A 22,786-nucleotide genomic window follows, 5' to 3' on the forward strand; every position below is an offset into this window, starting at 1 on the left:
CAGGCGCGAGCCTTGGCGACGAGCTGACCTATACGATCACTGTTGAGAACACAGGAAACGTGACCTTGAGCAACGTAGCCCTAACGGATACGTTTATAGATGCATTTGGTAACCCACTAATTTTAGCTACAGGGCCGACGTTCGTGAGTGCGGACCTAGGAAGTGTAGAAGGTACACTACAAGTTGGTGAAATAGCTACCTATACAGCTACTTATATTATACAACAAGACGCCGTAGATGCAGGAGCATTTTCAAATAGTGTTGTTGCAGATGGAGTTAGCCCTATGGGTACTTCAGTAAACGATACTAGTGATAATGGTGATGATACCGACGGTAATACTGAGGATGATCCTACAACAACAATTGTATTGGAAGATCCAAGTATTTTGGCTATAAAGACAGTTTCAATAAGTAATGACGTTGCACCAGTTGGTGTAAGTCTTGGCGACGAGCTTACCTATACGATCACTGTAGAGAACACAGGTAACGTTACACTGAGTAATGTGATGTTGACGGATACGTTCTTGGATGCTAACGGTAACCCAATCGTATTGACAGGCCCAACGTTTGTGAGTGCGGACTTTGGAAGTGCTGAAGGCACCATTCAAGTTGGAGAAATAGCTACTTATACTGCTACACATATTGTTACTCAAAGTGATATAGATTCTGGTGGTTTAAGCAATAGTGTTATTGCTGATTCTAATAGTCCAATGGGTACTAATGTTAGCGATATTAGTGATGATGATGATGATACCGACGGTAATACTGATGATGATCCAACAGAAACAGTTATTATTCAAAATCCTTCTATTAGTTTAATTAAAACTACTTTACCATTAGCTGATACGAATGGTGATGGAATTGAAGGAAGTATTGATGATATTATCACATATGTATTTGAAGTTGAAAATACAGGTAATGTTACTTTAACAAATATTGATGTTCAGGATGTATTACCAGGACTGAATTTAGTAGGTGGACCAATACCAGTGTTGATACCAGGTCAAGTAGATAATACAACTTTTACTGCAACGTATCAGATTACTCAAAGTGATTTAGACACAGGATTTGTTACAAATTCTGCTACAGTAACTAGTGAGGGACCTGATGGTGATTTATTAGATCCTTCTGATGATGTAGTTGATATAAGTGATGATCCAAATGATTTGAATAACAACGATAATAACGGAAATGGTAACCCTGATGATCCGACAGTAACTGAAGTAAATTCAATTTATGATCTAGAGGTTGATAAAGTTGTAGATCCAGTAGATCAAGTTGTAGTTGGTGATGAAATTACCTTTACAATTGAGGTCGCAAATATTGGTAATGTTACTGCAACAGACATTGTTATAAGTGAACAAATTCCAAGTGGATATGTGTTTATTTCGGCGATAACAACAGCTGGTACATACTCAGATGTAAGTGGAGAATGGAGTATAACTCAATTAGATCCTGATCAAGTTGAAATCTTACAGATAACTGTTGAAGTACTTGGAATAGGTGATTATGTGAATACAGCCTTCGTTCAAAGTTCAATTGGAGGAATAGATGTGAATCCAAATAATGACGATAGTTCTGCATCAGTAGATCCTATATGTTTAACAATTTACAACGAATTCTCACCAAATGGTGATGGTGTAAATGAAACATTTGTGATTGATTGTTTAGAACGATTCCCTAACAACAAGTTAGAAGTATACAATAGATGGGGTAATATAGTTTACTCTAAGAAAGGATATTTAAATGATTGGGATGGAACATCTAATGGTAGATCACTAATCAATGAATCTGGTAAATTACCGGTTGGTACATATTATTATGTACTGGATTTAGGTGATGGTTCAGAGCCTAGAGTAGGATGGTTATACATTAATAGATAAACTAATTAACACTGAATTATAAAATACGTTAAAATGATACATAAATCATCAACAATTAAAGGATTAATAGCTTTAGTATTTATACTAATTAGTGCTAATAGTTTTGCACAGCAAGATCCTCAGTACACCCATTATATGTACAATACGTTGAGTGTAAACCCTGGTTATGCAGGACAACGTGAAACGCTTAGTGTCGTAGGATTACATAGATCACAATGGGTTGGTATTGATGGTGCGCCTCAAACACAATCTTTAGGTATACATTCCCCTTTACGAAATGAGCGTATTGGTTTAGGGCTAAATATTGTAAGTGATGCACTTGGGCCAGCTAGAGAGACTTTTGTGGATGCAAATTTCTCCTACACTATTCCATTAAATGCAAACGATTTGAAACTTTCATTTGGTGCAAAGGCAGGTTTTCATATGCTAGATACAGATTGGAGTAAAGGTCGTTTTCAAGATCCAGATGTAGTATTTAATCAAAATCTAAATCTCATTTCACCTATGGTAGGTGCAGGATTGTATATGCATACACGAAAATGGTATTTAGGATTTGCAATACCTAATTTCCTAGAAACAGAACATTATGATGATTTTCAAGAATCTGTTGCTACGGAAAGAATGCACTTTTATGCAATTGGTGGTTATGTATTTAACCTTAGTGAAACTCTTGAATTAAAACCTGCTTTTTTGGTAAAAGGTGTATCCGGAGCTCCATTAGTTGCTGATGTTTCTGCCAATTTTTGGTATAAAAAGAACTTAACAGCTGGTATTGCATGGCGTTGGGATGATTCCGTTAGTGCACTTGTAGGCTTTCAAGCAACTCCAGGAATGTTTATTGGATATGGCTACGATCTTACCACTACAGGATTGAATAATTACAATAGTGGTACACATGAAATAACTTTAAGATTTGAAGTGAAAAGATTAGGTAGAATATTATCACCACGATTCTTCTAAAAATTTGAATATGAGAACAGTTTATAGATATATATTATTAGCAATTGTAGTTGTATCAACTTCAATTTCATTTGCTCAACAAGGAAAAATTCAAAGTGTCAAAAACGATTATAGAGATTTTGCTTATGTAAAGACTAGTGAGGTATTACTAGAAGTTGCGAATAAAGGGTACAAGTCAGTTGATCTATTTCAAAAGCTAGCAAATTCTTATTATTTCAGAAATGAAATGGAAGATGCTTCAAAATGGTATGGCGAATTGATGGCCTTAAACGAGGTTATTGATCCAGAATACTATTTTAGATATGCTCTGGCACTGAAAGGAATTAAAAATTATGATGAATCCGATAAATGGATGAAGAAGTTCAATGATCTTAAACCAGATGATATGAGAGGTAGAGCTTTTATGTCTAAGGTCGATTATAGAGAAGCGATAGAAGAGTTGAGTAGAGAGGATATTGAACCTGAAAATCTTGAGATAAATACAGAACTCTCTGATTTTGGTACAACTGAATATGAGAATAGTATTGTTTTTGCATCTTCTAGAGGTGGTGGTCGTAAGTATAGATGGAATGATCAGCCCTATTTAGATCTGTACAGCGTAGAAAAAACTGAATCAGGATTTGGAGAGGTCAATGAGATTCAAGGTAAAGTAAATACTAAGTTTCATGAATCAAGCGCAGTATTTTCACCGAACGGTCAATATATGTTCTTTACTAGAAATAACTTCTTCAATATGAAGTATAAAGAAGATGGAACAGGTGTAAATAGACTTCAACTTTATAGAGCTACATTAAGTGAAGATGGAACATGGGATGAAATTCATTCAATTCATTTTAATAGTAAAGAATATAGTGTAGCCCACCCAGCTTTGAATCTATTGGGTAATAAACTCTATTTTGCTTCAGACATGCCAGGAACATTTGGTCAATCCGATATATTTGTGGTTGATGTTAATGATGATGGTACACTTGGAGAACCTGAGAATTTAGGACCTTCAATTAACACAGAAGGACAAGAATCATTTCCTTTTGTAAATACTGATGGTGACTTATATTTTTCTTCAAATGGTTATCCTGGACTTGGTGGCTTTGATGTGTTTAAATCTGAGGATTTAGATGCGAAAGTTAGAGCTGGTTCAAATAGAAATTTTCCAATAGAGAATATAGGAAAGCCTGTAAACAGTGAGTTTGATGATTTTGGATATTATGAAAATTTGGTTACTAAACGCGTTTACTTTAGCTCCAATAGAGAAGGAGGAAAGGGTAGTGATGATATCTATACTTTTGAAATCCCAGAATGCGAACAACTTGTAGTTGGAACTGTTCAGGATATGGATACAGATGAGTTATTGCCTAACTCAACGGTTATTCTATTTGATGGTGAGGGTAATGAATTAGAACGTACAATTGTTGGTGAAGATGCTGCATTTCAATTTAGTTTAGACTGTGAAATGGAATATTTGGTCAGAGGAGAGAAGGAAACGTATACCTCTGATGAAAAACGATTTACAACTCCAAACAGGAAACAAGAACTAAGATTGCAACTATTATTAGATAAAGACGAGCAAGCAATAGCTCCATGTGATGATTTAGCTAAAATATTGGATATTCCAATTATTTATTTCGATTTCGACAAGTCTAATATTAGATACGATGCAGAAATTGAATTACAAAAAGTCTTGGCTGTATTGAACAAATACCCAACAATGACAATAGATATAAGAAGTCATACGGACTGTAGAGGAACTGAATCTTATAACGAGAGTTTATCTGAGCGTAGAGCGCAATCTACGCGTAAATACTTAATTGATAATGGTATTGCTTCTGAAAGACTTACTGCAAAAGGATATGGTGAGTACAGATTAGTTAATGATTGTGGTTGTGAACCTACTAACGAGTCTAGTTGTTCTGAAGCTGAACATCAGTTGAACAGACGAAGTGAATTTATTATAACGGGAATCAATGGTGAAACATGTCCTGAAAAATAAAATCGAAATAACAAAATAACTAATGAAAAGAGCCGATTAATTTAATTAGTCGGCTTTTTTTATGAATTCCTTTACTTAATTTAATTCTATTGGTAGTAATTTTGCGATATGGAAGAAGAAAAAGTCATCTTAGTAGATGAAAATGACAATCAAATAGGATTAATGCCTAAAATGGAAGCGCATGAAAAAGCAGTATTGCACCGAGCGTTTTCTGTGTTTATATTTAATGATAAAAATGAATTAATGCTTCAGCAACGTGCATTACATAAGTATCATTCTCCTGGTTTATGGACTAATACCTGTTGTAGTCATCAACGTGAGGGAGAAAGTAATATTGAAGCAGGCAAGAGAAGATTAAATGAGGAAATGGGGTTTGTTACAGATTTAAGAGAAACTACCTCATTTGTTTACAAGGCTCCATTTGATAATGGTTTGACAGAGCATGAATTGGATCATGTAATGATTGGGAATTATAATGAAGAACCAATAATCAATAAGGACGAAGTTGCAAATTGGAAGTGGATGCCATTGGAAGATGTAAAAGTTGATATAGCTTTAAGTCCTGAGAAATATACTGCTTGGTTTAAGATTATTTTTGAAAAGTTTTACGAACATATTAATGTAAATCCATCATGAAGGTAACTGTACATAGAAAAGCGCACTTTAATGCGGCACATAGGTTATATAGAAAAGATTGGTCCTATGAAAAGAATGATGTGGTATTTGGAAAGTGTAACAATCCTAATTTTCATGGGCATAACTATGAATTAATAGCTAGTGTTACAGGAGAAATTGACCCTGAAACCGGTTATGTGATCGACGTTAAGATTCTAAAGAATATTATTAAGGCAGAAGTAGAAGACGCATTTGATCATAAGAATCTCAACGTCGAAGTACCGGAATTTCAAAATTTAAATCCAACAGCAGAAAATATTGCTGTTGTAATCTACAATAAGGTGAAAGCCAAATTAAATCCTAAATTTGATCTTGAAATAACACTTTACGAAACACCTCGTAATTTTGTAACGTATTCAGGTGAGTAAATTTATGACCAAGTTATATCCACTTAAATTTCATCCTATTTTAATTGATAAAATTTGGGGTGGAGAAAAACTTAGTCGTTATATAAATAAAAAATCTGACTCAAAGGAATTAGGTGAGAGCTGGGAAATTAGTACAGTACCAGGCGATGTTTCTGTTGTTTCTAATGGTAGGCTAAAAGGTACTTCACTTCAAGAATTGATTAATCAATACCCAATTGAAATATTAGGCGATCATAATTTTAAACGATTTGGAAAAGAGTTTCCATTATTAATAAAGTTTATCGATGCCAAAAGAGACCTTAGCATTCAATTACATCCTGATGATAGACTTGCGAAAGAAAGGCATGGTTCATTTGGAAAAACTGAAATGTGGTATGTCATGCAAGCAGATGAAGGCTCCAATCTAATTATTGGTTTTAATGATAAAGTAGACAAGGATACTTATTTATATCATTTAGAAAATAAAACTTTAACCAGTATTTTAAACTTTGATGAAGTTGAAGAAGGTAGTGCTTATTTTATTGAAGCAGGTCGAGTTCATGCAATTGGTGCAGGAGTTATGCTGGCAGAAATTCAACAGACTAGTGATGTAACCTACAGAGTTTATGATTGGGATAGGGTAGATACAAATGGGAATGAAAGAGAACTTCACAATGATATTGCTATTCACGCTTTTAAATTTGATTTGAAAGACGATTTTAGGGTTGAATATGGAGATTCTCCTAATGAATCTAATGAAATGGTAAGTTGCCCATTTTTCACCACAAATTTTTTACCAATTCAAGGTGAGTTATCCAGGAATAACACATATGGTTCTTTCATTATATATATGTGTGTTAATGGTGAAGTTGAAATTATTACAGAGGATTTTAGGGAAACCATTTCAAAAGGTGAAACTATTTTAATTCCTGCATCAGTAAAAGATTTTAATTTGATTTCCAATAATGCAAATCTTCTTGAGGTTTACGTCTAAAACAAAGGTGTATTTCTAATTATTTAACTTAAGTATTTATTACTTTTGTAGCACAAAATTCAATTAACTATGGCTAATAAAAGAGATTTAAAAAAGGACATAAACTACGTCTTAGGAGATATTATAGAGGCAGTTTACATTTGGGAGTTGGCAAATGCTGAGAAACCAACAAAACAGAGTGAGGCTATAATTGACGAAGCGATTGCAACATTTGATGAATTAATCACAAGAGTCAATGATAGGAGTGTTGAGGATAAAAAAGCACACTTTAAGGCAATTAATAATGATCTTGAGTCCAAAGGTATAAGCCTAATTGACAAAATCAATAAATTAAAATAATTATCAAATTATCAAGCCGATATAGCTCAGCTGGCTAGAGCAGCTGATTTGTAATCAGCAGGTCGTGGGTTCGAGTCCCTCTATCGGCTCAAAAAAACTCCAACTGTTACAGTTGGAGTTTTTTTATTTGTTAATTATTGCCTTTTGTCAATAAACTCCTTAAGCTGTCTCCCGTAAAAGGATGCTTTAATGTTATCAGTTAACCCATTATAAATGGAGTCGATGTATATAGGATTTGCACTAGGAACTTCATAAAGTGCTAAATATGGTGCAATTTCGCTATCAGAATTATTCATAGCATATTGTATGGTATATGAATATTTTCTTTTCACCAAACGCTCAGATAGTTTGTTAATGGAATCAAAAGCAATAGAATCTCCATCTTTTTGGGCTATTAAAGCAGCCTCTATTAAATCTAAATTCTGGTTTTTGTAACCTTCCATTATATCTAAATAACCTTCTAAAAGTTCCTGTTGTTTAGATCCTTTAATTGAAGCATCAAAATTAAAGTTTTTCAAGGTTGTATTTATTTCTGTAATTCCTTGGTCTGCAAAAAACGGTATAAAATGTTCTTCGCCATCATTCTTAAAAAGTTTTAGGTAAAGAAGTCTTGGCTCATCAAGATTAGTTTGTAAAATAAATTCTGGCTGTCCCGTAATTTGTAAACTGTCTAAATTTACCACTGATGAGTCTCCATCCTTTTGTAAATATACCTTGCCTTTTTTAAGCCCTTTAATTGTTCCTTTTAAAGTGAAATTAGATTCATTAGAATTGTTACAAGAGGCAAGTAGTAACGCAAAAAATAAAGCTGTAAATATCTTATATGATTTAGTCATTTTTAGGATTTAATTTAGGAAAGCAAATATCTATTATTTGTTTTTAAATTACTAACTAACTGCCGCTAATTCCATTAAAATTGTACAACCAATTGCCGCTATTGTACCAACAGCATAGCCAAATACAGCTAGTAAAACTCCCACTGTAGCTAAGGATGGATGAAAAGCCGAAGCAACAATTGGAGCAGAGGCTGCACCTCCAACATTTGCTTGGCTTCCTACGGCAAGGAAGAAATAGGGTGCTTTAATCAACTTAGCTACAAGTATTAAAAGTAACGCATGAATGGTCATCCAAACCACACCAATTGTAATTAACCAGCCATTTTCAAAAATTAAAGTCAAGTCCATCTTCATTCCTATTGTGGCAACTAATATATATATGAAAACGCTTCCAAATTTGCTTGCTCCAGCACCTTCGAAATTCCTGGCCTTAGTATAAGATAACAGAATAGCTATTATTGTGGCGATGCTAATCATCCAAAAGAATTTAGATCCTAAGAATGTGAATACATTTCTAGTTGTAACAGATTCAATTCCTGATACTAAATTCTCAAAAAGTGGAGCTAGATAACCAGCACATAAATGTGATATACTCACTGTGCCAAAAGCGATAGTACATATAATCATTAGGTCTGTTAAAGATGGGTTCCGTTTAACTTTCTCGGAAAATAATGTCACTTTTTCCTTTAATGTTTCGATCGCCGCGGTATCTGCTTTTAACCATTTGTTTATTCTATTTCGTTTGCCAATGCCAATTAAAATTATGGCCATCCAAATATTGGCAACCACAATATCAACAAACACCATTCCTCCGTATTTGGCTTGGTTGTAACCATAAATCTCTAACATTGCTGTTTGGTTTGCGCCACCACCAATCCAACTACCGGCAAGTGTTGAAAGTCCTCTCCATACGGCATCAGGACCAACTCCTCCAACTGCATCCGGTGCTACAGTGGCAATTAGTAAAATTGCAATTGGACCACCAATGATTATGCCTATGGTACCGGTGAAAAACATTACCAAAGCCCTCCATCCAAGGTTGAATACTGCCTTTAAGTCAATGCTTAATGTCATTAGAACCAAGGCTGCAGGTAGCAAATATCGGCTGGCAACATAATATAAATTAGTGCTATGTTCTATTTCTTCTCCCGTTTCAGAAACTGTTGTCCATTCAGGAGCAATGAGGCCAGCTGTTGTTAACACAGCTGGTAGCATATAAGCCATAAAAAGACCAGGTACAATTTTATAGAATTTAGGCCAGAATCCTGTTTTTATAGATTCCGTGATAAAAACAAAACCTAATGCTAACATTAGGAGTCCAAATACAATAGTATCGTCTGTAAAAATTGGAGAAGTGTCCATAATTGAGTTTTAATTAATTGCAAAATACAAAAATAAAATACTAAATAGAGTGGCTATTAATAGCGGTGTTTTTACTATAAATTAAGTAATTAGATATTAAGCCAATAGGTAAGTTTTAGATTTATAGATCTTGTTTTTGGTGCAAATACATTGTCTACAAAATAGTTATCATTATAAACCAAAAATAAATCTGATAGCGGAGCAAATCTCCATTGCAATCTAGTATTAACACTAAAATTATCTTGTTGGTTATTGTATTGCAAAAATGTTGCCCAGAAAAGATTTTTATTGAAGGTGATATCAATCCTAGGACCAATTAACCAAAGTTTTGCATCAGAATATGGATTTGGTAGGTTAATGTTGTTATAATTCAACTGAATGGATGTAGAAAAGTAAGGTTGTATTCTATAATTGAGATTTGCATTTAATGTGAAAATATTTCCGTTAAAGAATTGACCGAATGATGGGTTAATTGAAAAATTAAATATTTTTCTTCTGTCTGATCGATAACTAGCACCAATTGTAGTGGCATAATAATCTCCAATGGGTAATGGTGTGGCATCCTCAACTCCTGTAGGTTCAAATTCATCATACAAATGAATAAATCTATTAAACATTTCGAAATTAAGATTTGCCGTATTTTGTAGTGATCCTTCCCAACGGCTAATAATAGTATAGTCCGAATTTTCAAAATTTAGTTCTGGCCTCCAAATAAAAATGGGAGTAATTGAAAAACTGTGTTTTTGTAATGGCCCTTTCTTTGGCCAAAAGTTACGTGTAAATTGAGGGTTTATTTTAAAAATGTCTGTACGTCTAATAAAACCAAGGTCTGATCTAAAATTATCACCAACAAACAATCCGCTCAATCTTATATTATAATTTCTTGAATTGTATTCTGTTGAAGCACCAAATGAGAGGTCATTACTATTTACATTGGGAGAAAAAGATTTATGAAAATAGTACTTACCAGTCCATGTGTTATCTTCTGATGCAAGTCTATAGTCAATACCAAATACCCTATTATATCGATCATCAGAAGAGGTGAAATCGTAATCTTTAGTTGCCTGTTTGTTGATAAACATGAGGCTGATATTTGACCTTTTGAATAATTTATATTGAGCAGTAATTAAGGCATTATTTGTAGTTGCGATTTCATTAGTTTTATCCTCTGCGGTTTGCATATTTAAAATCCCAATTCGCATATTATTGTTTAACTTACCGCTTAGCCTTACACCCGCAATAATATCATTTTCGATATTGTTTCCATCTAAATCAGTAGCAATACCGATACGGCGCGAAAAGAAGGGGTTGGAATCTCTTGCATTACCAAAGTCATTAAACAAGTCACTGTTTTCAATGAAGAATTGCCTACGTTCTGGTAGAGAAACTTCAAAGCGTGTTAAGTTTGTTACTTGCTGATCTACTTCTACCTGTGAGAAATCAGGATTTATAGTTAAATCTAAGTTTAGACTGTTATTAATGGTCATTTTTACATCTCCGCCATATTTAAAATCTGATGATGAAGGTGTGTCAGATTCATAGTCTTTTCCTACTAATTCATTAACGTACGGTATTATGGAAATGGGTGATTTGGATTTGCCCAAAGGTTTTTCAAAAATCATATCACCCATAAATGCTAAGTTGAAAATAAACTGGTTTTGAGGAATTCTCACCCAGGTGTTATTCTCATTGTCTTGAGTATCAAAATGGTAACTATTAAATCGCCACTTTGTTTCACCTTCTCTATATTTGAAAGCTGAAAGCGGAATGATCCACTCTGAAATGTAGTGATCGTCATGGGCTACGGTTTCGTTTCTCCATTTTGTATCCCAAGCCATATTAAAACCTCTAAGTTCAGTACCACCTCCAGATAAGAGCATTTCACGTTGCACACCTTCGGGATTTGAGCCAAAAATAAACGCATTGGTTCCATCATTAAATGTGTCAAATAAGAGTGTGATATTATCGCTCCCACCAGCTCTAAAATCACGTCTTAGAGAAGGTACTATAAACTCATTTCCAGGAGCGTTGACTCTAATGCCGATATAGAGGTTGGTATCGTCAAAAAGCATTTTGATCACTGGTTGTTGCTTGGCTTGTAATGAATCCGTTGGAAAATAATTCCAAAAGTCGGTTGCAGGTTTAGCCTTACTCCATGATGATTCATTCAATTGACCATCTAAAATTATGGACTCAGAAATATATTTTACTTCGAAAGATTTTGTTTGTGCCATCATCAAGGATGATGTACAAAGCAATATAAATTTGAGTAAGCTTTTCAATTAAGATTGGTTAGTGTGAACCAAAAATAATAGAATTATTAATTTATTAAAGAATTAACAATCAGAGCTTGTGGTTTTTTTTGATGATTTAGGTTGTCTTTTGTTTTCCTTAAGGTATTGCATTAGCATCCATTCTATCTGTCCATTGGTACTTCTAAATTCATCAGAAGCCCATTTTTCAATAGCTTTAAGCATATCTTCATTGATTCTCAGTGCAAATGCTTTTTTCTTAGCCATTTTCTACTTTTTTAATCTTTGATTTATATGTTGCTAATATATTCTTGGTATCATTCTCTTTCTGTGTACCTATTAAAAGCTTCTTTCCGTTTTTTAATTCAAGTTGTATACCAATATCACCAGAAACATTGATGGCAACGCCTTTGGATTTTTTCCATAATGCACCACCTTTTAAACCCCAGCCACCATATTCATTTAGGGCATCATATTTTCTAACATATGCTTCCGTAATTTCATTCCATTGAATGCGTCGATACTTTATATGAAATGGAAAAAATTTATAATGAATACCATATTCGTCTATTCTAGTAGAAAGTTTAAAAAGAAATATAATTCCTGAAGCAATAATTAGTATTCCGATAATTATTAAAAACTCAGTCGTTGTAAAACTATCAGGATTCTTTAAATAGGTTCCGACTATAATACCAAGAGGGACCAGCATACTAACTATTATTAGTATGATGATCCATAATTGGTTAAATCTTTGTTCTTCTTTAAAAATTCGCATTATCTGTTTTTATCACGTTCTAATACTACACTCATGAAACCTTGGCCAATGAAATTGACGCTCCAGCCTTCTCTGGCATATTGATTTAAAATGTCTTCAAAATTCTGCAAGCGATTTCTAAACCCTAGTTTAGGCTGTATAACTTTGTATTCTTTCATTATTATTCTTTGGTTTTATCTTCATTAAAAACTACAAAAGCTACTATAACTCCTATTAACATACCTATAACTGAACCATAAACAACTCCCATGGCTACATTATTTATAACCGCGCCAATGGTAGTGCCTATACTTGTTCCCAAGGCACTACCTATTGCAATACTGTATATCTGTTTATTATTCATAATTAATGACTTAATGTACCTGTGTTTACTACTGGAGATGCATCTTTGTCTCCACAAAGTACCACCATTAAGTTGCTTACCATTGCTGCTTTGCGCTCCTCATCTAGTTCTACAACTTCATTTTTATTTAATTCCTCTATGGCCATTTCTACCATGCTAACTGCTCCTTCTACAATTTTATGTCTTGCAGCAACAATTGCAGTGGCTTGCTGACGTTTAAGCATTGCGTTGGCAATCTCTTGAGCATATGCTAAATATCCAATTCGTGCTTCCAGAACTTCTATACCTGCTATTGACAATCTTTCGTCAATTTCTTTTTCTAGTGCATTGCTTACCTCATTTACACTAGATCTAAGAGTAATATCTTCGTCATGTCCTTCATCAGCGAAGTTGTCATAAGGGTACATACTTGCTAGTTTACGCACAGCTGCATCTGTCTGTACACGAACAAAATTTTCGTAGTTGTCTACATCGAATGCGGCTTTATATGTGTTTTGTACACGCCAAACCAATATAGTACTTATCATTACTGGGTTTCCTAGCTTGTCATTAACTTTTAATCGTTCACTGTCAAAGTTACTAGCCCTTAAAGAAATCTTCTTTTTTGTATAGAATGGGTTTACCCAATAAAAACCATTTTTCTTAACTGTACCTACATATTTTCCAAACAATAGCAATACTCTAGACCCATTTGGTTGTACCATTATAAAGCCAAAGGCCAATAAAAGTGAGATTACTACACCGAAGGCTGGCCAACCGGTTTTAGTAATTGGGAATAGCGCTATGCTTCCAAAAAACAGGATTAGAAATATAAACAGCATTAAATAGCCATTAGCTGGAACAATTATTTTTTCTTCTTTCATGATTTAAAAATTTAACTGGTTAATCATTTAATTTAATTTAATATGATATTAAAATGATATCATAAAGATATAATTTATTTCATTAGTATGCAAATGAAATATTTTGTTACACCGCATTTATTAAAATTTTAAAATAAAGTTTGGCACGAGGTTTGTTATATATAAAATGTAATGTTTCAAACGAGAGTTACTCAACGTAACACTACTTCAAAATCGTTACATTACAATTTGGTTGGTTAGTTAGTAAAAAAGCATCTCAGTAATGAGATGCTTTTTTAATTGCCGATAATTGGGTTTGGTTAAGATTTAATAAAGTTTGTAATGTTCTCAATTAGGGTAGGTGAAATTTCTCTAAATGATTCATTGTAGGACTTAGAGTTTTCTAGGTCATCTCCTTCTATTTCAAAAAGTACATGATTCATCTTTTCTATTATTACCAGATTAGAGTTATCGTTGGCTTGTTTCAATAATTCGGCTTCTTTTACTGATACTTGAAGATCTTTAGTACCATTTACTACAAGTACAGGACAGTCTAGTGCTTCAATTATTTCCGTAGGGTTGTAAGCCATCCAGCTTATCATAAAGGGTTGAATATCCTTACTGAACATTGAGGATAATGCTACAGGATAGTCATTTGTAGTTTTCCCAGCTTTTAAAATTGATACAACCTTCTCAGTATCTTCTTTAAACATAGGTGCTGTATTGTTAACTTGTTCTATAATAACATCACCAATATTTTGACCGGCTCCGGCCAAAGAAACAAATCCATTAACCTTGTCTTGTGATGCAATCATACCAACTAAGCTACCTTGACTATGACCAATAACATATATTTCTGAAAACTGATTGCTCGTTTTAAAATGAGTAATGACATCAGACGCGTCATTTATAAAATCATCAAACTTTATATTGTTATCTACATTTCCCTGTCTTATTTGCTTAACTATACGTTTATCATATCTGAAGGTTGCAATACCGTTGTAGGTTAATCCTTCAGCAAGTTTTTTTAAGGAGTTGTTTTTAAGAAAGTTTTGATTTCCATTTCTATCTGTAGGTCCTGATCCCGCGATTATGATTGCCAATTTGTTAGTTTCATTTTGTTTAGGAACTAAAAGTGTTCCATCAATCCATTTAGTGATTGAAACTTCCCTTGATAAAAATGTATTTTCTACATTTTGTGAAAAACACAAATTTGAAAATAAAATTAGAAGTATATAAATCTGTGGTTTCATATTAATTTTTAAAATCTAAAGTTAATTATTAAAGATTTCTATGTCTAAAATTAAAACAAATATTAGTTGGTTTTAGTATTTAGTTCTATCATTTTAATCAATTTTATAATTGTATTTCATCGATGAAATGCATAATTTCATCTTTAAATGTTAAAATTATATGTAATACATCGATTAAATATGTTTTTAGGCGTCAAAATTAAATCCTAATTCTATATTTGAAGTGTACTAAAATTTAGTTTTTAGTTCAATGGATTAATTAATTAATATTTGCATTATGTTATGTTGACTTAGAGACCCTAAATCTACTTACATAATAAAAAAAGCAAATTAGAAAAACCGGGTTTGAGGGAACCCGGTTTTTTGTTTTATGCATCTACAAGTTTTCTAAATGTAAGATTAATTCTTGGTGATATTTTACGTTTTGTTTTTGCAATTTGATGCAACCAATAATGTTGCATTTCACCTTTCATTATAAGTAAACTGCCATGATCTAATAATAGTTTATGACGTTCTTCCTTTATGGTTCTGTGTTTAAAATGAAATGGTCGTGACTGACCTAGGCTTAATGATGCTATCACAGGATTTTGGCCTAATTCTTTTTCATTATCTGCATGCCATCCATTACTATCATTTCCATCTCTATATAGATTTACAAGGACAGTATTAAACGAGACATGAGACAACGCTTCAATCTTTTCTTTAATTGTTTCTAATTCTTTTGTGAATTCTTCTGGATACATAGTTATGTTAGAATATCCATAAGGTTTATTAGATTCTCCAAAAAGCGCTGTAAGACGTGGTTGTTTATAGGTTTTACCGAAAACTGTTATGTCATCATGTCTCCAATTGGTAGTTTCGCTAATAGAATTAAAATATTGGTCTGCTTCATGACTAGACAAAAAGCTAGGTACATAAATCAGTTCTGCATTAGGTAGATTAAAGTATTGATTCTCGTTTGAAAACAATTCCATAGCATATTTTTTGACTAAATTAGTGCTTAGGTATGAAATTAAAAACACTTTTAATTCTTCTTTTAACAAGTGGTTTGTTAAGCTTGAGTCAGCAGCAAAAGGTGCTGCCAAAAGGTTTTGTTTATGCTAAGGATGTTATCAATGATCTAGATATAGAGCTACGGTATTTTTCAACCAATAATTTTGTTGGTGATACTATTGAAGGTTATAAGGCCAATAAACTTATTATTACTAAAGAGACTGCAGATAAATTAATGTTAGTACAAGAGGAACTCCAGTCACAAAATCTATGTCTCAAGGTTTATGATGGCTACAGGCCACAACGTGCTGTAAATCATTTTATAAGATGGGCTAGAGATTTAAATGATACAATTAATAAATCACAATTTTATCCAGATGTTGCTAAGCAAAATCTTTTTAAGGAAGAATATATAGCATCGAGATCTGGCCATAGTAGAGGTAGTACTTTAGACTTAACTATTATTAATGGAATTACAGGTGAACCACTAGATATGGGTAGTCCTTATGATTTTTTTGGGCAACAATCTTGGGTTGATTACCAAAGTATTTCTGAAGCTCAAAAAAGAAATAGACAGCTATTGCAGACAGTAATGTTAAAACATGGATTTAGGAATTATCCTAAAGAATGGTGGCATTTTACCTTGCGTTGGGAACCTTTTCCGAAAACCTACTTCGACTTTGTTGTTGAGTAACTACTTTTTCATGTTGCGCTTTAGGTGTATAATAACACCAACAATATTTACTGCTAAACCTATAACTATAAATGCAGGAGCAGATTCTTCAGTCTTAGCTTGATACCCAATAACTCCAGCGAGTATTGCAATTCCTATAAATGCGATTATTAGTCCTGTTTTGTCTTTCATATAATCAATCTATATATAACCATGCCCAATACATCAAAGCAAACTGCAAGGGAATCCTAAGAACTAAAATCCATTTTGGAATTCCTAATGATGCCTTCTTATTATTAAGCATATAAAAATGCACGGTTAAAAATACTATCAGCATTGCGATAATACAGTATAAGGATATTGACTTAAGGGATGGAATACATAACCCAATTCCCAGAATTATTTCTGCTATACCACTTAAAATCACTAAATTCTTATGGTTGCTAAAATACTCTGGCATTATGATTATATACATTTTGGTTTTTATAAAATGCAATATTCCTGCGATTATATAAATCGCTGACATAATATAAATGCCTATAGATTCATTCATCTTTATAAGTCTTGTAAGTAATACCTATTCCGTAATTGAATAACCCTTTATTCAATAGGCTCGATTTAAAGCCAATTCATTTGTCAAAGTTAAACATTTAATGGCTTTTATAATAAAATCAAAGTTCAGTGATTTCAGTATCTAACCAATTTAATCTATCTTCTATCCATTCAATAAGATAATTCTTTTCTTCTTCATAAGAATTTCCAACGAAGTTGTTTGGCCATACATACTGACCCAAGACAGGCCATTTTTCAAAATTCTCTTGAATTCCACCAGATAAGCTAAGTGTTTCTGTATAAGAATCTATTTTTTGAAGTATTGCGCTATTTGAGAGTGAACCACCACGCAATTCTACCCAACGAAGTTTTAATTGAGATACAAATTCTGGATCTTCAAGTAAACGATCCCACCAAAAAGGAATTTGCCAGAAATCATTTGAACATCTCTCATTAAATTTATATGCCCAAACATTAGTTGCCCCACCGGCACAATAATCAGCATTGCCAAAAGCTAAATTGAAATCCCAGATAGGACCCATTTGAAGTTTTTCATTTTTATCTTTAACGAGCCAAGTACTTAAGCGGTAACCATCTACGTTGTTAGATAATTCGGTAAGTAAAAAGAAGTCAATAAAACTCTGTGTTTCTATATATGCAGAATAGCCAGTATTAGGATCGGTAAAATAATTACTTGATAATGCATTTTCAAAAGCTAACATATAATTGCTTATGTATGTTCTTTGTTCTTGTGTAATATCTCCTTCGTCTGGTGTATCGTATAAAAAATGAATTTCTTGTCCGGAACTTGCATCATTTGGTGCATAAGTAGACGTAATTGAATTTATATTGGTATATATGGTATTATTAGGACCATCTGCTTTATCAATTTTAAGTATATAACCACCAGTTAAATCTTCTCCACTATTTTCATTTTCTCTTAATTTATTGATATTAATACGATTATCATCTCTTTTTAATTTTTCCATTAGTACATAAACTCCGTTGTATGATTCATTTATTATAACATCAACAAATTTTGCTCGGCTGGCATAACGGCCAATTTCTCTAGATAAGTCATAGATAAGCATATTACGAATCAATGATTTGTCGCTGTAAGGAGCATATAAGATCCAATCTTCTTCTTCAGGGAAACCGAGCAAGGAGACATCGAGGTCTTCATTTGCATCATCTCGCGTTTCAAAGCCAAATTGTTTTTTTGGGAATGATTGAGAAGATGATCCTCTTATTTCAATACCAATATTACCGTCATAATCGACTTCATCGTTGATTGTGATGGTCATTTGCGCATTTATTTTGGGTTCATCAACAATGGTCGCTCCATTTGTATTTATTTTTACTTGTGGTAATCTGTTTTCTGGTAAAATTATGACTTCTTCATCTTGTTCTACAGTATCACTTTTCTCGCAAGAATATGTAACTGTGATAATTAGGCAAAGAATAATATAGCTATATACGGTTTTCATTTTAGGATCTAATATTATATGTTACGAAGACAGAAGTATAATAATTTACTTAAATATAGATAAGCCATTTCATTCATTTTTATAAGTCTTGTATGTAATACCTATTCCGTAATTGAATAACCCTTTATCCAATAAGCTCGATTTAAAGCCATTGCCCTGATTAAAATTAACCCAATTATTGCCATTGATAAAAATACGTTTTATAAATGTTCGTTTTTCACTTATTTCACTGGTAAAAGGGAGTAGTGGTCTAAAATTAGTTGGTATTTTAACGATACTATTTTTAGCTTGTACCTCTTTATACTTTTTATTTGGTAGTAGTTTACCGTTTTTATCAGTGTAACCCAAAACCTGTAACGAAACAAACAGACCATTGTTCGGAACATAGATATTAAAATCCTCAACGTTTAAGGTAAAAGAGTCACCATTTTTCTCTGTAGCTCGAAAAACTATGGTTTCATAGCTTAAAACCTTACCTGGACTACCGTTCTCGTTTTCATAAAACTTTACTTTGAATAAGGTTGAAAACTTCTTTTTGTCGCTATTGGAACGATTTCTTTTTTTCCAATCTCGAGATTCCAAAGCTATAGGAAAAATAACAGATGAAACTTCCTGGTCTTTAAGGTTTGTTCTAGGAAAGTAAACAGCAATTTCAGATTCTATTGTTGGTAGCCAACAATTATAATAATCATCATCTAAATATGGTTTTAGCTTTTCTTCTTTAAATTTTCTATTACGTTTAAATCCTATAGTTACTTCGTCTAGTTCATCAGCTTGGGAAACCATGTATAAAGTATCTATCAATTCATTGGAAATAATATTAAGATCTTTAAAGCCTAACGCTGAAATAAATAAAGAATCTATATCTGGATAGAGCTTCTCTGTAAACACAAATTTTCCTTCGTCATCTGCAAAAATTCCATTCCCATTACCAAATGAAACAGCCGCATAACTCACCGGATATTTAGAAATGCTATCTAAGATGGTGATCTGTGCGCCAACAAATTGTGCAGAAAATAGAAACAGAAAAAGGATTTTACGCATTCTTTATATGTATGGATTTAAAGATACATCATTTATAAACATAAAAAAACGCCTCTGATTAGGAGGCGTTTTTTCATTGATTGGTTTAGTTATTAATCTTCTAATGCTTTTTTTGTTTGAGTGTACCCAACATATAAGCCTAAACCTGCCATTAGGAATATCATTGACGGATAAACCGCATCTTCATCTAAACCTGTGTAGGTGTCTAATATATTTGCTATTAGCACACCCAAACCTATACCCATTAATAGAAATGCAATGTTAATCACTGTAATTTTCCAAGAAGATCCTGATTTTTTACCCATGTTAAAAATACTTGCGTCAGCACCTTTTTCTATTAATGCTAACCTCTCCTTATTTCTTGTTGAAAAATAAAGGTAGACAATGCCGAAAATTGCGGCGAACATACTGATAGGTATTAATATCTCTTCATTCATAATTGTTTGTTTTTAATTGATTATTTTTAATTGTTCACTACTTATGACGATTGGTTTTAAATTAAGGTTACAACTTTTTTAAATTATTTTTTTCTTTCATTAAGTGTAACCTAATTATACTTGATATCGTCTTAACTATAAAATGACCACCAACGACGATCAATTAATAGAAGCAATTTTAAATGGCGATACTAACGCGTTTTCGCAATTAGTAGATCGTTATAAGGATTTGGTGTATACATTGGCTATACGTATGCTAAAACATAAAGAAGAAGCTGAGGAGGTAGCACAGGACACCTTTATTAAAGTATATAAGTCGCTAAATAAGTTTAAGGGCGATTCGAAGTTTTCAACTTGGATATACCGAGTCGCTTATAATACATGTTTAGATGCCATTAAAAAGAATAAAAAACATATTAATGACGTGGAAATTGACGAGTTTACATATAATAAGCTCGATACTATTGATAACGCATTAGATAATATTATAAAGAAAGAAAGAAGTCAGTTAATTAAAAATTGTATCAATCAATTGCCAGAAGATAGCAGTGCTTTATTGACGCTTTTTTATTTTGAAGAATTATCATTAGACGAAATCTCAAAAATTATAAATGTAGAGACAAATACGGTAAAAGTTAAATTGTTCAGAGCAAGGAAGAAGTTAGCGGTAGTTTTAGAACAGTATTTGCAACCACAAATTAGAATGAATTATGGAACAGGATGATAAAAGAATAACGGAATTGGTGAATAAATTAATGGATGCTGACAATTTAGAAAAAGCTCCAGTTGATTTTACACAAAATGTCATGTCCCAAATTGAAGCTTTGTCTAAATCAAAAGCAACAGAATACAAACCATTAATACCAAAAATAATTTGGTGGATATTAGGCGTTGGTTTTGTAGCCTTATTATCTTATACAATTTTTAGTAAACCAAGTACTAGCGAACCAATTGTTGATCGTTATAACTTACCTGAACTTTCATTAAATTTCTTAGAAGGTATGACTTTGAACCTGTCTAATACCTTAATGTATGCCATGGTTTTCTTGGTAATTATGATCAGTATTCAAATACCGATACTTAAACAATATTTCAATAAAAGGTTAGTATATTAATCTGGAAAATACCAGAAAGGTATTCTGGCAACATAAAGGGTTTGCGTATCTTTTTTTCTAATGCGCTTTCGCGTTAAATTCATTAAATGTTTACCTTTTTCAATATCCTTTATGTCAATATAAGTTTCAAATCCTTTTTGATTCTTTTGGCTTTCAGTTAAAATAAACTCGCTTTTATGCTCAATACTGTCTATTCTTATCCTGTAAACGTCATTCAAAGTTTTCATGTAGGCATGTCTTATGCTATCTCGCTCTTTCCATGACATTTCATTAATTATTATCATATCTGAGCTGAAACCTCTTATATCTTCCTTAGGTTTTAAATCAGGATTATAATCAAAAACGTCATCCTCAATAATATCATTAAATAGCATAAAAACCTTGAGGTAATTTGTGGATATTACTTTTGAAGGAATCGTTACTTTTTCAATAAAATCTGTGTCATCAGTAAGTAGATCCTCATAATTACTAGCATCACCAATAATTTCGCTCGAATTTAAACTTCGATTAAAATAATTAGAGGTTTTATTTTGAAAAGATGACCCAACAATAAGAATAATATAAATAGGAAGAAGAAGTAAACTAATACGTCTTCCAAACTTGTTATCAAGAAAATTATAAACCAATGGCCTATACAGGAAGGATAAGGTGATAAAACTAAAGATCCAATAGAATGGAAAATAAAATTTACTTAACCATTTTTTCTTTTTGAGCCATCCTTGTGTTGCAAAATCTATAAATACTAGCAACATACCAATAGAAAGAAAGACGACGATAGGGATACCGATGAATTTCCCATAAGGATCAAGATCATCATTTTCAATTAAAAATTTTGCTATTAAAGCAATGGTAGCAATAGTAAAAACAAAAGCAAAAACATAGAAAATAAACAGAAATGATATGGCAAAAATAATACTGCAATAATTCTCTAATCTTGCTATATATCTATCAAACGATCCAACTTTTTTTCTTAGGTAATTTGTAAACTTCTCACTGTAGTTAAGACTTTCATAGTCAATTTCTCCAGATACGTATCTTAATCCTAAAGCACCTATCCACATACCTCTAAGAATTACGTGCAAAAGCAGGTTAAATGCCAAAATAACACAAGAAATTAAGGCAATAACATACATAAAGGCAATTAGGTTATTACCGTCAGTACTTGCCTCAGTATATAGTAATTTTAATGGAGTATACGCAGAGAATAAACCAAATATGGCGAAACCAGAAATAATTAGTTCTAACTGCCAACTTTCTTCTTGTAGCTTCTTTAATAATTTTTTAAATGCTGGATTGTTGTAATCAGAACTCATTTTAATAGTCTCTTGGTTGACACTAAAATTAACAATTATCAATTAATTTATCGTCAACAAAAAAACAAAAGACATCGCATTTGCGATGTCCTTTGTATACACTGTCCATTAACTATTAACTACACTAGGACAAGTTTACTAAACTATTTAAGTGATAAAATTAGTGAGTTAATTGCAATAAAAAATTAGCTTATGTTAATGAAAGGCACTTTTAGTTATTCTGATGACAATCAAATAATTAGTTATATTTGAGTAAGCTATTAATTATTATGACCAATCAATTTTTCAAATTTTTACTATCGATTTTTGTAATCGTTCCAATTT

General features: G+C 32.5%; 26 protein-coding genes and 1 tRNA gene. 11 read left to right on the forward strand and 16 right to left on the reverse strand.

Annotated elements, in window-relative coordinates; translation table 11 throughout:
- The 8 genes from LBV24_RS14665 to LBV24_RS14700 form a co-directional block, all read left to right on the forward strand.
- Positions 1 to 1,883 (forward strand): DUF7507 domain-containing protein (locus LBV24_RS14665; RefSeq protein ID WP_224479420.1); only part of this gene is annotated, 1,883 nt, incomplete at its 5' end.
- Between the two features lie 33 nt (positions 1,884 to 1,916).
- Positions 1,917 to 2,843 carry a PorP/SprF family type IX secretion system membrane protein gene (locus LBV24_RS14670; protein WP_224479421.1) on the forward strand — a complete coding sequence of 309 codons (927 nt, stop codon included), beginning with the start codon at positions 1,917 to 1,919 and terminating at the stop codon, positions 2,841 to 2,843.
- Between the two features lie 10 nt (positions 2,844 to 2,853).
- A complete protein-coding gene (locus LBV24_RS14675) occupies positions 2,854 to 4,830 on the forward strand; it encodes an OmpA family protein (RefSeq protein ID WP_224479422.1) in 1,977 nt (658 codons plus the stop codon).
- 108 nt (positions 4,831 to 4,938) lie between these two features.
- Positions 4,939 to 5,466, forward strand: a complete 528-nt coding sequence (gene idi, locus LBV24_RS14680) for an isopentenyl-diphosphate Delta-isomerase (RefSeq protein WP_224479423.1) — start codon at positions 4,939 to 4,941, stop codon at positions 5,464 to 5,466.
- Positions 5,463 to 5,873, forward strand: a complete 411-nt coding sequence (locus LBV24_RS14685) for a 6-pyruvoyl trahydropterin synthase family protein (RefSeq protein WP_114301330.1) — start codon at positions 5,463 to 5,465, stop codon at positions 5,871 to 5,873. The genes idi and LBV24_RS14685 overlap by 4 nt, the downstream gene beginning before the upstream one ends.
- 4 nt (positions 5,874 to 5,877) lie before the next feature.
- Positions 5,878 to 6,846, forward strand: coding sequence for a type I phosphomannose isomerase catalytic subunit (locus LBV24_RS14690; protein WP_224479424.1), 969 nt, complete (start codon positions 5,878 to 5,880; stop codon positions 6,844 to 6,846).
- 69 nt (positions 6,847 to 6,915) lie between these two features.
- The gene (locus tag LBV24_RS14695) at positions 6,916 to 7,185 is read left to right on the forward strand and encodes a hypothetical protein (RefSeq protein ID WP_114301329.1); all 270 of its coding nucleotides are present in this window, start codon (positions 6,916 to 6,918) and stop codon (positions 7,183 to 7,185) included.
- Between the two features lie 15 nt (positions 7,186 to 7,200).
- Positions 7,201 to 7,274 (forward strand) — tRNA-Thr (locus tag LBV24_RS14700).
- A gap of 45 nt (positions 7,275 to 7,319) precedes the next feature.
- Here LBV24_RS14700 and LBV24_RS14705 read toward each other — a convergent pair.
- The 10 genes from LBV24_RS14705 to LBV24_RS14750 all read right to left on the reverse strand — a co-directional run bounded on the left by LBV24_RS14705 (position 7,320) and on the right by LBV24_RS14750 (position 15,822).
- On the reverse strand, positions 7,320 to 8,021 hold the full coding sequence (locus tag LBV24_RS14705; RefSeq protein WP_224479425.1) for a DUF4369 domain-containing protein: 702 nt from the start codon (positions 8,019 to 8,021) through the stop codon (positions 7,320 to 7,322).
- A gap of 51 nt (positions 8,022 to 8,072) precedes the next feature.
- Positions 8,073 to 9,383 (reverse strand): DUF819 family protein, encoded by a 1,311-nt coding sequence (locus LBV24_RS14710; protein WP_224479426.1) that lies wholly within the window; start codon positions 9,381 to 9,383, stop codon positions 8,073 to 8,075.
- Between the two features lie 89 nt (positions 9,384 to 9,472).
- Positions 9,473 to 11,665, reverse strand: coding sequence for a DUF5916 domain-containing protein (locus LBV24_RS14715; RefSeq protein ID WP_224479427.1), 2,193 nt, complete (start codon positions 11,663 to 11,665; stop codon positions 9,473 to 9,475).
- 54 nt (positions 11,666 to 11,719) lie between these two features.
- Complete coding sequence (locus LBV24_RS14720; protein ID WP_224479428.1) at positions 11,720 to 11,902, reverse strand: Arc family DNA binding domain-containing protein; 183 nt, start codon at positions 11,900 to 11,902, stop codon at positions 11,720 to 11,722.
- The gene (locus tag LBV24_RS14725; protein WP_224479429.1) at positions 11,895 to 12,410 is read right to left on the reverse strand and encodes a hypothetical protein; all 516 of its coding nucleotides are present in this window, start codon (positions 12,408 to 12,410) and stop codon (positions 11,895 to 11,897) included. The genes LBV24_RS14720 and LBV24_RS14725 overlap by 8 nt, the downstream gene beginning before the upstream one ends.
- The gene (locus LBV24_RS14730; protein ID WP_224479430.1) at positions 12,410 to 12,568 is read right to left on the reverse strand and encodes a DUF4177 domain-containing protein; all 159 of its coding nucleotides are present in this window, start codon (positions 12,566 to 12,568) and stop codon (positions 12,410 to 12,412) included. The genes LBV24_RS14725 and LBV24_RS14730 overlap by 1 nt, the downstream gene beginning before the upstream one ends.
- A gap of 2 nt (positions 12,569 to 12,570) precedes the next feature.
- Positions 12,571 to 12,753: a hypothetical protein gene (locus tag LBV24_RS14735; protein WP_224479431.1), complete on the reverse strand. Its 183-nt coding sequence runs from the start codon at positions 12,751 to 12,753 to the stop codon at positions 12,571 to 12,573.
- Between the two features lie 2 nt (positions 12,754 to 12,755).
- A complete protein-coding gene (locus tag LBV24_RS14740; RefSeq protein WP_224479432.1) occupies positions 12,756 to 13,616 on the reverse strand; it encodes an SPFH domain-containing protein in 861 nt (286 codons plus the stop codon).
- 299 nt (positions 13,617 to 13,915) lie between these two features.
- Entirely contained in the window at positions 13,916 to 14,848 is a 933-nt protein-coding gene (locus LBV24_RS14745) for an alpha/beta hydrolase (protein WP_224479433.1), read from the reverse strand.
- Between the two features lie 368 nt (positions 14,849 to 15,216).
- Positions 15,217 to 15,822, reverse strand: a complete 606-nt coding sequence (locus tag LBV24_RS14750; protein ID WP_224479434.1) for an alpha-ketoglutarate-dependent dioxygenase AlkB family protein — start codon at positions 15,820 to 15,822, stop codon at positions 15,217 to 15,219.
- Positions 15,823 to 15,854: 32 nt separating this feature from the next.
- Between LBV24_RS14750 and LBV24_RS14755 the strand changes: the two genes are divergently transcribed.
- Complete coding sequence (locus LBV24_RS14755; RefSeq protein WP_224479435.1) at positions 15,855 to 16,535, forward strand: M15 family metallopeptidase; 681 nt, start codon at positions 15,855 to 15,857, stop codon at positions 16,533 to 16,535.
- Here the strand turns inward: LBV24_RS14755 and LBV24_RS14760 are convergent, their stop codons facing one another.
- From LBV24_RS14760 to LBV24_RS14780, 5 genes are all read right to left on the reverse strand, one after another.
- Positions 16,536 to 16,706 carry a hypothetical protein gene (locus LBV24_RS14760; RefSeq protein WP_224479436.1) on the reverse strand — a complete coding sequence of 57 codons (171 nt, stop codon included), beginning with the start codon at positions 16,704 to 16,706 and terminating at the stop codon, positions 16,536 to 16,538.
- Positions 16,707 to 16,710: 4 nt separating this feature from the next.
- Positions 16,711 to 17,067, reverse strand: a complete 357-nt coding sequence (locus tag LBV24_RS14765; RefSeq protein ID WP_224479437.1) for a DoxX family protein — start codon at positions 17,065 to 17,067, stop codon at positions 16,711 to 16,713.
- 118 nt (positions 17,068 to 17,185) lie between these two features.
- On the reverse strand, positions 17,186 to 18,553 hold the full coding sequence (locus LBV24_RS14770; RefSeq protein WP_224479438.1) for a CotH kinase family protein: 1,368 nt from the start codon (positions 18,551 to 18,553) through the stop codon (positions 17,186 to 17,188).
- 69 nt (positions 18,554 to 18,622) lie between these two features.
- Positions 18,623 to 19,597, reverse strand: a complete 975-nt coding sequence (locus LBV24_RS14775; RefSeq protein ID WP_224479439.1) for a hypothetical protein — start codon at positions 19,595 to 19,597, stop codon at positions 18,623 to 18,625.
- Between the two features lie 92 nt (positions 19,598 to 19,689).
- Positions 19,690 to 20,034, reverse strand: a complete 345-nt coding sequence (locus LBV24_RS14780) for a DUF6249 domain-containing protein (protein WP_224479440.1) — start codon at positions 20,032 to 20,034, stop codon at positions 19,690 to 19,692.
- Between the two features lie 142 nt (positions 20,035 to 20,176).
- On the opposite strand from LBV24_RS14780, the gene LBV24_RS14785 reads away from it, so the two are divergent.
- Complete coding sequence (locus tag LBV24_RS14785; protein ID WP_224479441.1) at positions 20,177 to 20,758, forward strand: RNA polymerase sigma factor; 582 nt, start codon at positions 20,177 to 20,179, stop codon at positions 20,756 to 20,758.
- Positions 20,745 to 21,149: a hypothetical protein gene (locus tag LBV24_RS14790; protein ID WP_224479442.1), complete on the forward strand. Its 405-nt coding sequence runs from the start codon at positions 20,745 to 20,747 to the stop codon at positions 21,147 to 21,149. The genes LBV24_RS14785 and LBV24_RS14790 overlap by 14 nt, the downstream gene beginning before the upstream one ends.
- On the opposite strand, the gene LBV24_RS14795 is transcribed toward LBV24_RS14790, so the two are convergent.
- Positions 21,146 to 22,462, reverse strand: a complete 1,317-nt coding sequence (locus tag LBV24_RS14795; RefSeq protein WP_224479443.1) for a hypothetical protein — start codon at positions 22,460 to 22,462, stop codon at positions 21,146 to 21,148. The genes LBV24_RS14790 and LBV24_RS14795 overlap by 4 nt on opposite strands.
- Positions 22,463 to 22,786 lie beyond the last annotated feature (324 nt).

The organism is Winogradskyella vincentii (assembly GCF_020166345.1).
Lineage (GTDB): Bacteria > Bacteroidota > Bacteroidia > Flavobacteriales > Flavobacteriaceae > Winogradskyella > Winogradskyella vincentii.